The sequence below is a fragment of the Citrobacter sp. VF227 genome, assembly GCF_052950715.1.
The window spans coordinates 261,123-274,206 of record NZ_JBRFVF010000003.1 but is presented as its reverse complement, the minus strand read 5'-3'; the positions used below and the strand labels follow the sequence as shown (position 1 = coordinate 274,206).

Genomic DNA, 13,084 nt, shown 5'->3' with positions numbered 1-13,084 from the left:
TTCGGCCAATTATTAATTAGATACCAGGTTTTACTATGGATACGAAAAAGATATTCAAGCACATACCCTGGGTGATTCTCGGAATCATCGGTGCATTCTGCCTCTCGGTAGTGGCATTACGTCGGGGTGAGCACATCAGTGCCCTGTGGATCGTGGTCGCCTCAGTTTCTGTTTATCTGGTGGCTTATCGTTACTACAGTTTGTACATCGCCCAAAAGGTGATGAAACTTGACCCGACGCGCGCCACGCCGGCGGTCATCAATAATGATGGTCTGAACTACGTTCCAACCAACCGTAACGTATTGTTTGGTCACCACTTTGCCGCTATCGCAGGTGCCGGTCCGCTGGTTGGACCGGTACTGGCTGCGCAGATGGGCTACCTGCCTGGTACGCTGTGGCTGCTGGCGGGCGTCGTGCTGGCCGGTGCGGTGCAAGACTTCATGGTGCTGTTTATCTCTTCTCGCCGTAACGGCGCATCTCTGGGTGAGATGATCAAAGAAGAGATGGGCCCGGTGCCGGGAACCATTGCGCTGTTCGGTTGCTTCTTAATCATGATCATCATCCTCGCAGTACTGGCGCTGATCGTGGTAAAAGCGCTGGCGGAAAGCCCGTGGGGTGTGTTCACCGTCTGCTCAACCGTACCTATCGCACTGTTCATGGGTATCTACATGCGATTCCTGCGACCAGGACGTGTGGGTGAAGTGTCGGTGATTGGTATTGTGCTGCTGGTTGCCTCCATCTACTTCGGCGGCGTGATTGCGCACGACCCATTCTGGGGCCCGGCCCTGACCTTTAAAGACACCACTATTACCTTTACCCTGATCGGCTACGCGTTTATCTCTGCGCTGCTGCCGGTATGGCTGATCCTCGCTCCGCGCGACTATCTGGCTACCTTCCTGAAAATCGGCGTTATCGTTGGTCTGGCGGTGGGGATTGTTATCCTCAACCCGGAACTGAAAATGCCGGCAATGACCCAGTACGTTGATGGTACTGGCCCGCTGTGGAAAGGCGCTCTGTTCCCGTTCCTGTTCATCACCATCGCGTGTGGTGCGGTATCTGGCTTCCATGCGCTGATCGCCTCCGGTACTACACCGAAGCTGCTGGCTTGTGAAACCGACGCGCGTTTCATTGGTTACGGCGCGATGCTGATGGAATCCTTCGTGGCGATTATGGCGCTGGTTGCTGCGTCCATTATCGAACCGGGTCTGTACTTCGCAATGAACACCCCGCCTGCGGGTCTTGGCATCACCATGCCGAACCTGCATGAAATGGGTGGCGAGAACGCGCCGCTGATTATGGCGCAGTTGAAAGACGTCACCGCACACGCGGCGGCAACCGTCAGCTCCTGGGGCTTCGTGATTTCGCCTGAGCAGATCCTGCAAACCGCGAAAGACATCGGTGAACCGTCCGTTCTGAACCGCGCAGGTGGCGCACCGACGCTGGCTGTGGGTATCGCTCACGTGTTCCACAAAGTGCTGCCGATGGCTGACATGGGCTTCTGGTACCACTTCGGTATTCTGTTCGAAGCGCTGTTCATCCTGACTGCACTGGATGCGGGTACCCGTTCTGGCCGCTTTATGCTGCAGGATTTACTGGGTAACTTCGTTCCGTTCCTGAAGAAAACCGACTCTCTGGTTGCGGGTATCATTGGTACTGCGGGCTGCGTAGGCCTGTGGGGTTACCTGCTGTATCAAGGCGTGGTTGACCCGCTGGGCGGCGTGAAGAGCCTGTGGCCGCTGTTCGGTATCTCTAACCAGATGCTGGCTGCCGTGGCCCTGGTTCTGGGCACCGTGGTGCTGGTTAAAATGCAGCGTACCAAATATATCTGGGTTACCGTGGTTCCGGCAGTATGGCTGCTGATCTGCACCACCTGGGCGCTGGGTCTGAAACTGTTCAGCACCAACCCGCAGATGGAAGGCTTCTTCTTCATGGCGAATCAGTACAAAGAGAAGATTGCTAACGGCGGCGAACTGACCGCTCAGCAGATTGCCAACATGAACCATATCGTCATCAACAACTACACCAACGCGGGCTTAAGTATTCTGTTCCTGGTGGTGGTGTACAGCATCATTTTCTACGGGTTCCGTACCTGGCAGAAAGCCCGCACCATCAACGGTCGCTCTGATAAAGAGACACCGTATGTACCGGTGCCGGAAGGCGGCGTGAAGACCTCTTCACACCACTAAGATGTAATCAGCCCCGCTCCGGCGGGGCTTTTCGCTTATCAGGATTGTTTATGTTTGGTACTTTAGGGCAAGCTAAAAAATATCTCGGTCAGGCGGCGAAGATGCTGATTGGTATCCCGGACTACGACAACTACGTCGAGCACATGAAGACCAACCATCCCGATAAGCCGTACATGACCTACGAAGAATTCTTCCGCGAGCGCCAGGAAGCCCGCTACGGTAGCGGCGGAAGCAGTTGCTGTTAGAAGGAGAAGTGAATGACCCCGATTGCAGTTACCCTACTCACCGGTTTTCTTGGCGCGGGTAAAACCACCCTGCTACGCCATATTCTCAACGAGCAGCACGGTTACAAGATTGCCGTTATCGAAAACGAATTCGGTGAAGTCTCGGTGGACGATCAGCTGATTGGCGATCGCGCTACGCAGATCAAAACCCTGACCAACGGCTGTATCTGTTGCACCCGTTCCAGCGAACTGGAAGACGCGTTGCTCGATCTGCTCGACAACCTCGACAAAGGCGCCATCAATTTTGACCGTCTGGTGATCGAATGCACCGGCATGGCCGATCCCGGCCCGATTATTCAGACCTTTTTCTCCCATGAAGTAATTTGCGAACGCTACCTGCTGGACGGCGTGATTGCGCTGGTTGACGCGGTGCATGCCGACGAGCAGATGAACCAGTTCACCATCGCCCAGTCGCAGGTCGGCTACGCCGACCGCATCCTGCTGACCAAAACCGACGTAGCCGGTGAAAGCGAAAAGCTGCGTGAACGCCTGGCGCGCATCAACGCCCGCGCCCCGGTGTATACCGTCACGCATGGCGATATCGACCTCTCTCTGCTGTTCGACACCAACGGTTTCATGCTGGAAGAGAACGTGGTCAGCGCCAAACCGCGCTTCCACTTTATTGCCGACAAACAAAACGATATCTCCTCGATCGTCGTCGAGCTGGATTACCCGGTAAACATCAGCGACGTGTCCCGAGTGATGGAAAACCTGCTGCTGGAATCCGCCGAGAAGCTGCTGCGCTACAAAGGCATGCTGTGGATTGAAGGCGAGCCAAACCGCCTGCTGTTCCAGGGCGTCCAGCGCCTGTACAGCGCCGACTGGGACCGGCCATGGGGCGACGAACAACCACACAGCCTGCTGGTGTTTATCGGCATTAACCTGCCGGAAGACGAGATCAGAGCCGCGTTTGCGGGATTGAAGAAGTAGATTTTTTGTAGGCCGGATAAGGCGCAGCCGCCATCCGGCACTCACTGCCCCAGTATATTCTGACTATTTCTTATTTTGCTCGCGCAGCATCGCTTCGCGCAAAATGGCATTGAGACGCGTCTGATACCCCTTTCCTGGGCGCTTCAGCCACTCCATCACATCGGCATCAATACGCACCGAGGCCTGCGTTTTTAACGGACGGAAAAACTGACCGCGAGTGGCCTCTGACCACTGCTTATCTTCGGTCACGGGAATGTCGCTGTAATCGATATCATCGTCCGGTTTATTCGCCAGCGCCTTCAGTTCAGCCTCATGCTGAGCACTCAGAGCGGATACGCTGCCGCGTTTATGCTTAACCATGCTCATAACGATTCCTCTCCTTACTGTCTGCCTTTCTGGCACTGATGATACGAATGACTTCAAAGCCACTTTCAAACCTAACGCTATGGGCAACCAGAATAACCACAATGCCATGAACGAGGCCGATGGTCTGCCAGCGATACTCACCGTTCTCATGCCGATCCTGCCGCGAAAGATGTTGGGGATCGTCAAACACCAGCACCGCATCCTCAAACCGGACACCGTGTTTTCTCAGGTTACTTTGTGCCTTGTTTGCATCCCATTCAAACTCCATTGGCATGTATTTCACCCCTAATTGTATATACAAAAATGTATCTACAATTATCTTATGATTATAGCGAAATTGTTGGAAATAACATCACATTTTGCTGTTGATAGGACGAACTTTAGTAGGCCGGATAAGGCTCAGCCGCCATCCGGCACTGGCACCCACTCACTCGGTGATCACAAATCGTGTCGCCGCAAAGCAGTTCAAAACCCGGTGCACCAGAAATACCATCGTTAACGTGGCCAGCAGCGCGACGGTAACGGAAGTGATGCGGTAGAGATCGCTGAATACCAGGTCCTGATCCGGATGCAGGTTCTGCCCGAACATAATGCCGATGGTGGTGATACTGGCAAAACCCACGCCAGCGCCTACTTTTTCCATCACGTGCAGGCGGGCGCTGAACGCCAGTCCAAGGCCAATCAGCGGCATAATCAACAGCATATGGTTGCTGAAATCATAGATAAGCAGTTGCACCAGCAGAATATACAGACAGGCCAGCACCACGCCGACCACACGCCAGAGAGAGCTCAACACCGCGCCGCGATAGTGCATAGGAAACAGGATCAAAATGCCCGCCATCAGCGCCGACAGCGAATCACTCAAGTCACAGATCTGAAAGACCACAAAAATCATTGTCGCCACCGAACCGGAAAGCAGCGACTCGTGGCGAACCCGGGCGTCATCTTTTTCAATGCGCGGCGGCGGCTGGCGGGGCTCCACGTCCGGGATCAGATAATACAACAACGCACTCAGCGCCACCGCCATGACGCAGGCTTCCATATTGGAGAACATCAGCGTATGCCAGTTGGCGGTGGGATAGCTCATAAAATTGAGCATCGTGCTCTGGCACACCACGCCCATTGAGCCGAACAGAAACAGCGGCCCTTTACTCATCAAACGAAAACGCATCACGTACAGGCCAAATACCACCAGCGTCATAATCAGCGGCCATTGTGAGAGATAGCCGACAATCAGCACCATTTCAACGCAGTTCACCGCCGCGCTGAACACAAACTGTTTTGCCACATGGCGGTTGAACACCGGCACCAGCGATAACAACATCAGCGGATAAACCACAAAGAACACGCCGTACTGCACGTTGTAGAAGGTCGAGATACTCAGCGCTATCGTTCCGGCAACGGCAATACGCAGAGTCTGGTGAAAATCATTGGCGGTGTAGACAATATTCCCGTGCGGCGTAAAGACGTGGGCCAGCGTGTTAATAGACATAGTGCAGCCAGCTAACGAGGTGGATCTGCGCCCCGGCAAAAGTGCGGGCGAACATCCCCTCGCTGTTATACAACTGCACCGTGGCGCGCGCCCCGGTCGGCAACGGCGAGTCGAGCGGTTCGTTCAGCGCGACGTGAATACGCATCCGCTGGGCATCGCGCACCCAGCGGGTGGACTGTTCCGGCTGCGACAGCTGGCCATTAACCAGCTCCTGTCCTGCCAGAATACCGGCATCGCTGCTGGTGACGCGGGCAGAGAAAACTTTGCCCGGCATGGCGTCGAACACCACGGCGGCATCGGTATCCACGCGAGTGTGGCGCAGGCTTTTTTCACGAAAGTCGGCCACGATATCAGTCTGGTGGCTGACCAGCGCCAGCAGCGGCGTGGCGGCGGTGGCGTACAGTCCGGGGCTAAGCTGGAGGTTGCTCACCGTGCCATCGGTCTGTGCATACACTTTGCTCCAGCCGAGGTTCAGTTGTGCCTCTTCCAGTGCATTACGGTATTTTTGCAGCGTCACGTTGCGGTTTTCATCGCGCTCGCCGCGTTGGATCAGCAGGTTCTGAATATTGGCATTGAGCGCCGACACCGACTGCTCGCTGGTTTGCCAGGCGGTGCGCACCTTATCGAGATCGGCTTGCGACACGTTCTGCATGGCGCTCAGGCGCTGATAGCGGTCAAAGGTGGTCTTGTCGTTCCGGGCGTTAAATTGCGCGGTGCGCAGATTGGCACGCGCAGAGGCGATCTGCGCATCCAGCTGTTGGTTGCTCAGCTTTGCCTGCTCAAGGGCGATTTGCGCAGCCTCGACCTTATTGATAAATGGCGTCGGATCCAGTTCGTACAGCAAATCGCCCTTTTTCACCTGGCTATTGTTATGTACATGCACCTGCGAGACGTAGCCGGATACGCGTGAGGAAACAGGCGTTACCACGCGCATCACCGTGGAGTCCGGTGTTAGCGGGATCCAGATATCGGCAACGATAAACCAGGCGAATATTACCAGGAAAGCGGCAATACTCACCCTTACCCAACGGGCAAATTTTTGTTCTGGGGTCATCATAGTTTTTTAGTGTTGATTGTCTTCTTCGCGGATTGTCCGCAAATTGCAGGCGAGTTGATTTAAGGTCGAGCTAAAGGCGGCAAGCTCCGCTTCGGGGATGGTACACGTGACACGATGTTGGTAGTTCTCAATCACCCGGTTGAGTTCTTCCAGCCTTGCTCGGCCTTGCGCGGTCAGCGTGAGCAGGCGAATGCGTTTGTCATAAGGCGATGTGGAACGCAGCAGATAGCCGTGCTTTTCCAGCTGTGAGAGAGTGCGCATCAGCGGCGGCAGTTCAATACCCTGCACCTGGGCCAGTTCACTGACCGAGACGTTATCTCCCAGTTGATACAACTGCATCAGTACCGTCCAGCTTGACTGCGTCAGGCCTGTGTCAGTAATAGCTGCATCAATAATAGCCCGCCACTGCCGCACCACCATCGCCATGCGCATTCCCATCGGGCGGCGGGCAAACAGTTCATCTTCAGTCATGCTTATTTCCCCTTCATCACTGAGAAGAAAATAATACTTATCAGAGTAAGTATCAAGAAACACATCATTCAGAAGCATGAATTGATAAATGCCGTGAATACAAAAGAGGCCGGGGTGATAACCCCAGCCTCTGTCGATGAAAGAAATCACTCCACCTGATCGCGTCGCAGCCCGACGTCCCGCAGCCGCTCGTCGCTCATCTGTTGCAATACGCGCCGCGTTTGCGCTCGCAGCCGCCATGCCTTGTATGCCCGCCAGATCTGCACCAACCCAATAAACGGCTGTTTTGCGTGGTTCTCGTGAAATTCCATACCCCACCTCCTCACCTTGTCAGAGGCTTTATCTTCTCGGATTTACTGCCTGACAATACAGATTCAAAAAGTACTTTTATTTAACATACAGATTGATTAAAACAGTATCTGCACACGGTTTTTTCCACCGTTCTGTATTGGTTTATCAATCTGTATGGCAATAACGAGGGATACAGCATGACGCGTTACCAACATCTGGCCACACTGCTGGCCGAACGCATTGAGCAGGGGCTGTATCGCCATGGCGAGAAACTGCCGTCGGTGCGCAGCCTGAGCCAGGAACACGGGGTGAGCATCAGCACCGTGCAGCAGGCGTATCAGATGCTGGAACAGCGGCAGTTGATCACCCCGCAGCCACGTTCGGGCTACTTTGTCGCGCCGCAAAAAGCGCAGCCGCCGGTGCCGCTGATGTCGCGCCCGGTCCAGCGTCCGGTGGAGATAACCCAGTGGGATCAGGTGCTGAGCATGCTGGCAGGTCATGCAGATAAATCGATAATCCCTTTCAGCAGCGGCGTCCCTGATATCAATCAACCCAGCCTGAAACCGCTCTGGCGCGAGTTAAGTCGCGTGGTGCAACACAATTTAGGTGCGGTGCTGGGCTACGACGAACTGGCTGGATGCCGTGAACTGCGCAATCAGATTGCCCGTCTGATGCTGGACGGCGGATCGGTAGTGGCTGCGGATGATATCGTGATCACCAGCGGCAGCCAGAGTGGAATGTCGCTGGCACTATTGTCGGTCTGCCAGCCAGAAGATATCGTCGCCGTAGAATCGCCCGCCTATTACGGCACGATGCAGCTACTGCGCGGCTTAGGGATTAAGGTTATTGAGATCCCAACCGATCCGGATACCGGCATCAGTATTGAAGCACTGGAATTAGCGCTGGATCAGTGGCCCATCAAAGGCGTGATCCTGGTCCCCAACTGCAATAATCCCCTCGGATTTATTATGCCGGATGCACGTAAGCGGGCGGTCCTGGCTCTCGCTCAGCGCCACGATATTGTTATTTTTGAAGACGATGTGTATGGCGAACTGGCAACAGAATACCCGCGCCCGCGCACCATCCACTCCTGGGATATCGACGGTCGGGTGCTATTGTGCAGTTCGTTTACCAAATCCGTTGCACCGGGTCTGCGCGTGGGTTGGGTTGTTCCTGGCCGCTATCATGACAAACTTCTGCATAAAAAATACGCCGTTATCGGCACCAATGTTCCCGCCACGCAGCTGGCAGCGGCAACCTTTGTGCGCGAAGGCCACTATCATCGCCATGTCCGGCGTATGCGCCAGATTTATCAGCGTAATATGGAAATCTACACCTGCTGGGTGCGCGAATACTTCCCCTGTGGAATCTGCGTTACACGACCAAAAGGTGGCTTTATGCTTTGGGTCGAACTGCCATTGCAGGTTGATATGGTCTGCGTGGCTAAGCAGCTCTGTCGGTTGAAAATACAGGTCGCTCCGGGATCGCTGTTCTCCGCATCCGGAAAGTATCGCAACTGTGTGCGCATCAACTGCGCATTGCCGCCTGATGAGAAGCATCGGGAAGTGATGCAAAAACTCGGAGAAGCAGTGAAGGTGGCGATGGAGTAAATCGGTACGCCCGGTTTCGCCTCTGTCTAGTGGCTTAATCCCTGGATATCCTCAGCAGAAAGTCGGGTAATTCTTTGTACCGTGTTGATATCGATACCGTCTGCCAGCATGGTGCGTGCAATACGGAGCGCCTCAGCTCGCTGCCCCTCAATTAGACCTTCTTGTTTACCTTCTTGTTTACCTTCTTGTTTACCTTTTTGCTGGCCTTCCTGCTGACCTTCGAGCCACCCTTTTTGAAATCCAGCCTCATGCAATCTGTCCGCAATCGTCATCAAATGCTCCTTATGCTGCGGTGAACGTTCGGCAACCCCACGAATAAACTCCCTGAATCGAGGTGCATCGCCTGTACGCAAAATATAATTAAACAGCGTCTTTATCTGACTGTCATTAGTCAGTCCGGTAACTAACAGAGAAACAATTTGCTCAACCAGTCCCATAAGATCGCGCTGGCGGATATGTTTTTGTATTAGCTCTAGCAACGCCATACGCCGATGTTGCACAATCTCATCGTCCGGAATAACCGTAATATCCACCAGCGGAAATGCCGCAGCATATAACTGACGAGCCAATTTCGGACTGGCAAATTCATCCAGCCAGCACAGCGAGTAGGGATACGGGCTTTTAGCGCCGTGATAAAACAACATCGGCACCACCAGCGGCAACTGCTGATGCCCGGCATCTAAATGCTTCTGCATGGCCGCAACCGCATAGCGCATCAACCTGAATGCCATATGCGCATTCGGTGTACTCTGGTGTTCAATCACGACATAAATATACCCATCCCCATCCGTCGTTTTCACAGACCACAGCACATCGGAATAGTACGCACGTAATTCCTCTTCAATGAAACTGTCTGTCTCGAGTTTCAGCGTCTGAAAATCACAAAGTTCACACAGCGAAGCGGGAAGATGTATTTGGAGAAAATCCCGAGCGGTTTCAGGGTGATGCAAAAACGTTTTAAAGACCGCATCATGCGGCGTGGAAGTCGGTGTTTTGTTCATGGCGATCCGTCACCTGGGAATAAGATGCTGTGACTGTAGCGCCGCAAAACCGCCCCCCTCACCTGCAACTTTCTCTCTTTGCGAGACGTTTTCAGAGTTAAAAACGTCCCGTTGTAACGTCTGCAATTGTCTGGAACGCATCACGCAGAATCACTATTTCAATGCGCATTCCCGCTTTTTGACCGCACGTCCTGTGTTATAACAAACCATCACTTTCAGGGAGGACACGATGTGACGCATACCCGGGATATTCCACAATCGTTCTGGCGAGACGAACAGCTCCCGTGGCTGGAACTACGCAGCACCTGGCAAAGCCAGCAGGCCTATAAGCGTCATAACCACTCTCAGCTCTCGATTGGGGCGATTCTTGAGGGGGAAACATGCAGCCAGTACGATGGAAAAGATTATCACCTGAAAGTGGGCGATCTGATTGTGATCCCGCCATTGGTGCCACACAGCTGTAATCCCGTGAACGGACTGTTTCGCAGCTATCACATGCTTTATCTTGATGTCCGGTGGTGTCTTGTCCATCTGCCTGCGCTCAACAACAATCAACTGCTTTGCTCGCGCGATCCCGTTATTCGCGACCCGCAATTATTCCAGCACTATATGAACCTCGTGGCGCTTATGCAGCAACGACAAACGACGCAGATAACGGATGCCGCACAAGCATTGCTGCGCTCGCTGCCATTGCAATCGGTAACACCGGAAAACCAAAGCACCGCCAGCCAGTATCTGCGTGAACGGTTGCAGACCAATCTGCTGGCTCCGCCCTCGCTGGACAATCTGGCGCAAGAGTGCGGCATGCGTAAAGAAACACTGATCCGTACCTTTAAGCAGGACACAGGACTCACGCCTGCAAGTTATCTGAATATCTTGCGGATTGACTATGCCCGCCAGCGGCTTCGTGCCGGGGACGAGATTGCCGATGTCGGCTATCAGAGCGGTTTTGCCGACCAGAGTCATTTCCACCGCACCTTTGTCCGCTACACCGCAGCAACACCGCGCCAGTACGCGTTGGGACGATCAATTTCAGACAATAAATAGCGTTATGCCAGGCGTAGGGTGATCGCAGGTTCATTCTCTGAGGTCGCTATGTCACTGCTTTCTGTACTTTTTCCATCGGCTTTTCCCGCACTGGCGCTGGCACATTTTGTCGCTCTGCTAAGCCCCGGGCCGGACTTCTTTTTACTGGTCGGTTACGCCGCCCGTTACCGGATGCGCGGTAGCACCGGGCTGTGTGTGGGTATCGCCATAGGCAATGGGCTGTATATCCTGCTGGCGATTATCGGTTGGGGGATCCTGCGCCAACGTCCCCTGCTGTTTACGGTTATTGAGCTTGTGGGCGCGCTCTATTTATTGTGGATAGGCAGCCTGCTAATACGCAGCCGCCCGCAAACCCTGTCCGGAGCAGACGCCCCGTCTACCTGCCCGGGATTTAGCAAACAGCTGCTGCTGGGGTTAGGTTCGTCGTTGCTCAACCCCAAAAATGCGCTGTTTTATCTGGCGCTGATGACCGCACTGCTCGGCCCATCGGTGACGCTGCTGCAACAAGCCGTGAGCGGGATCTGGATGACCAGCGTGGTGCTGGTGTGGGATCTGTTGATCGTTATGTTCATAGGTTTACCGCAGATCCAGCGACGGTTAACCAGAGGAATATTGTGGGTAGAGCATATCGCCGGGGGCGTACTGATTGTCTTCGGCGGTGCGATCGTGCTGCGTTTTCTGCAGAGCATCACTTTCTGATAAGCGAGATGAATTTCTGCAAATAAAGCGGATAAACTCGTTTAATTAATATCCAATCCGCATTACACTTTGGGTGGCTATTATCCATTCAACTAATTCTTCCCGAGGTGCGATGTGCTGATTGTTACCTGTAATCGTTACGTTTTCTGACCCGAGTCTGAAAACGTTTCTCCTGCTTGCGCCTTGCGCGGGCAGCGTTTTTGATTACATGAAATTCAGTACATTTGCAGTCTGCATTTTTCTGTCATCGGCCTGACGTCTCAAAGACGGTATTGAATTTCGCTATTCCCGTTGAGGGTTTTCTCCCGACAAGGAGCTGTTTTATGCAACGGATTTTCGCGTTTTTCTCCCAACGCGCCACGACGCTATTTTTCCCCATCGCGTTGATTCTGTACGACTTCGCCGCCTATCTGTCGACGGACCTGATCCAACCCGGCATCATTAATGTCGTGCGCGATTTCAACGCCGATGTCAGCCTGGCACCGGCTGCAGTGAGCCTTTATCTGGCAGGCGGCATGGCGCTGCAATGGCTGTTAGGCCCGCTTTCAGACCGGATTGGTCGTCGACCGGTGCTGATTGCGGGTGCGTTAATCTTTACGCTCGCCTGCGCGGCCACGCTGTTCACCACCTCAATGACGCAATTTCTGGTTGCGCGTTTTGTGCAGGGCACCAGCATCTGCTTTATCGCCACTGTGGGTTATGTCACGGTGCAGGAGGCGTTTGGGCAAACGAAGGCCATTAAGCTGATGGCGGTAATCACCTCCATTGTGCTGGTTGCGCCGGTTATTGGCCCACTCTCCGGGGCTGCGCTAATGCACTTTGTCCACTGGAAGTTTCTGTTTGCCATTATTGCCGCCATGGGGCTTATCGCCTTCATTGGCCTGCTACTGGCAATGCCGGAAACCGTCCAGCGCGGCGCGGTGCCGTTCAGCGCGCGTGGCGTGCTGCGCGATTTCCGCGACGTTTTCCGCAACCGGGTATTCCTGTTTGGCGCAGCCACGCTGTCGCTAAGCTATATCCCGATGATGAGCTGGGTGGCAGTCTCACCCGTGATCCTGATTGATGCGGGCGGCATGACCACATCGCAGTTTGCCTGGGCGCAGGCGCCGGTATTTGGTGCGGTGATCGTCGCCAATATGGTGGTGGTTCGTTTTGTGAAGGATCCAACCCAACCCAGTTTTATCTGGCGCGCCGTGCCTGTTCAACTGAGCGGGTTAGCGGTGCTGATCGCGGGTAATTTGTTGTGGCCGCACGTCTGGCTGTGGTCGGTGCTGGGAACCAGCCTGTATGCGTTTGGCATTGGAATGATCTTCCCAACGCTGTTTCGTTTTACGCTTTTTTCCAACAACTTACCGAAGGGCACTGTTTCCGCGTCACTGAATATGGTGATCCTGACGGTGATGGCGGTTTCTGTCGAAATCGGGCGTTGGCTGTGGTTTAACGGTGGCAGGATCTCGTTTCATCTGCTGGCGGTTGTGGCGGGGATCGCTGTCGTGTTCACGCTGGCAGCCTTGCTCAAACGGGTGCGCCAGCATGAGGCGACGACGTTAGCCACAGAGAGCTAACATGCCGGATGGCGCTTACGCTTATCTGGCCTGCATAGTTGCAGCAGGCCGGATATGACGTTTGCGCCACATCCGACACAACTCA

At 54.2% G+C, this 13,084-nt stretch carries 14 protein-coding genes; 7 read left to right on the top strand and 7 right to left on the bottom strand.

Annotated elements, in window-relative coordinates:
- Window positions 1–35 precede the first annotated feature (35 nt).
- Genes btsT through yjiA form a run of 3 tightly spaced genes read left to right on the top strand, consistent with a single transcriptional unit; the run spans window position 36 to window position 3,400 of the window.
- Window positions 36–2,186: a pyruvate/proton symporter BtsT gene (gene btsT / locus ACU8YC_RS13675; protein ID WP_151216653.1), complete on the top strand. Its 2,151-nt coding sequence runs from the start codon at window positions 36–38 to the stop codon at window positions 2,184–2,186.
- A gap of 50 nt (window positions 2,187–2,236) precedes the next feature.
- Window positions 2,237–2,431, top strand: a complete 195-nt coding sequence (locus ACU8YC_RS13670; RefSeq protein WP_003830038.1) for a YbdD/YjiX family protein — start codon at window positions 2,237–2,239, stop codon at window positions 2,429–2,431.
- A gap of 12 nt (window positions 2,432–2,443) precedes the next feature.
- A complete protein-coding gene (gene yjiA / locus ACU8YC_RS13665; RefSeq protein ID WP_057067037.1) occupies window positions 2,444–3,400 on the top strand; it encodes a GTPase in 957 nt (318 codons plus the stop codon).
- Between the two features lie 63 nt (window positions 3,401–3,463).
- On the opposite strand, the gene ACU8YC_RS13660 is transcribed toward yjiA, so the two are convergent.
- The 6 genes from ACU8YC_RS13660 to ACU8YC_RS13635 all read right to left on the bottom strand — a co-directional run bounded on the left by ACU8YC_RS13660 (window position 3,464) and on the right by ACU8YC_RS13635 (window position 7,097).
- Window positions 3,464–3,766 carry a BrnA antitoxin family protein gene (locus ACU8YC_RS13660; protein ID WP_446895453.1) on the bottom strand — a complete coding sequence of 101 codons (303 nt, stop codon included), beginning with the start codon at window positions 3,764–3,766 and terminating at the stop codon, window positions 3,464–3,466.
- Window positions 3,753–4,040, bottom strand: coding sequence for a BrnT family toxin (locus ACU8YC_RS13655; protein ID WP_003019170.1), 288 nt, complete (start codon window positions 4,038–4,040; stop codon window positions 3,753–3,755). The genes ACU8YC_RS13660 and ACU8YC_RS13655 overlap by 14 nt, the downstream gene beginning before the upstream one ends.
- Before the next feature lie 153 nt (window positions 4,041–4,193).
- Window positions 4,194–5,258 (bottom strand): DUF2955 domain-containing protein, encoded by a 1,065-nt coding sequence (locus ACU8YC_RS13650; RefSeq protein WP_446895452.1) that lies wholly within the window; start codon window positions 5,256–5,258, stop codon window positions 4,194–4,196.
- On the bottom strand, window positions 5,248–6,315 hold the full coding sequence (locus ACU8YC_RS13645; RefSeq protein ID WP_446895451.1) for an HlyD family secretion protein: 1,068 nt from the start codon (window positions 6,313–6,315) through the stop codon (window positions 5,248–5,250). The genes ACU8YC_RS13650 and ACU8YC_RS13645 overlap by 11 nt, the downstream gene beginning before the upstream one ends.
- Before the next feature lie 6 nt (window positions 6,316–6,321).
- Entirely contained in the window at window positions 6,322–6,786 is a 465-nt protein-coding gene (locus ACU8YC_RS13640; protein WP_286542592.1) for a MarR family winged helix-turn-helix transcriptional regulator, read from the bottom strand.
- A 146-nt stretch (window positions 6,787–6,932) separates the two neighbouring features.
- Window positions 6,933–7,097 carry a DUF1127 domain-containing protein gene (locus ACU8YC_RS13635; protein WP_151224510.1) on the bottom strand — a complete coding sequence of 55 codons (165 nt, stop codon included), beginning with the start codon at window positions 7,095–7,097 and terminating at the stop codon, window positions 6,933–6,935.
- 177 nt (window positions 7,098–7,274) lie between these two features.
- On the opposite strand from ACU8YC_RS13635, the gene ACU8YC_RS13630 reads away from it, so the two are divergent.
- Window positions 7,275–8,687 (top strand): aminotransferase-like domain-containing protein, encoded by a 1,413-nt coding sequence (locus ACU8YC_RS13630; protein ID WP_446895450.1) that lies wholly within the window; start codon window positions 7,275–7,277, stop codon window positions 8,685–8,687.
- 26 nt (window positions 8,688–8,713) lie between these two features.
- Here ACU8YC_RS13630 and ACU8YC_RS13625 read toward each other — a convergent pair whose 3' ends face one another.
- A complete protein-coding gene (locus tag ACU8YC_RS13625; RefSeq protein ID WP_151216644.1) occupies window positions 8,714–9,688 on the bottom strand; it encodes an Rpn family recombination-promoting nuclease/putative transposase in 975 nt (324 codons plus the stop codon).
- 231 nt (window positions 9,689–9,919) lie between these two features.
- Here ACU8YC_RS13625 and ACU8YC_RS13620 point away from each other — a divergent pair, with 231 nt between their 5' ends.
- The 3 genes from ACU8YC_RS13620 to mdtM all read left to right on the top strand — a co-directional run bounded on the left by ACU8YC_RS13620 (window position 9,920) and on the right by mdtM (window position 12,999).
- Window positions 9,920–10,735, top strand: coding sequence for an AraC family transcriptional regulator (locus ACU8YC_RS13620; protein ID WP_446895449.1), 816 nt, complete (start codon window positions 9,920–9,922; stop codon window positions 10,733–10,735).
- A gap of 48 nt (window positions 10,736–10,783) precedes the next feature.
- Window positions 10,784–11,434, top strand: a complete 651-nt coding sequence (locus tag ACU8YC_RS13615) for a LysE family translocator (protein ID WP_151216642.1) — start codon at window positions 10,784–10,786, stop codon at window positions 11,432–11,434.
- A gap of 323 nt (window positions 11,435–11,757) precedes the next feature.
- Window positions 11,758–12,999 carry a multidrug efflux MFS transporter MdtM gene (mdtM, locus tag ACU8YC_RS13610; RefSeq protein WP_446895448.1) on the top strand — a complete coding sequence of 414 codons (1,242 nt, stop codon included), beginning with the start codon at window positions 11,758–11,760 and terminating at the stop codon, window positions 12,997–12,999.
- The last annotated feature ends 85 nt before the right edge of the window (window positions 13,000–13,084 follow it).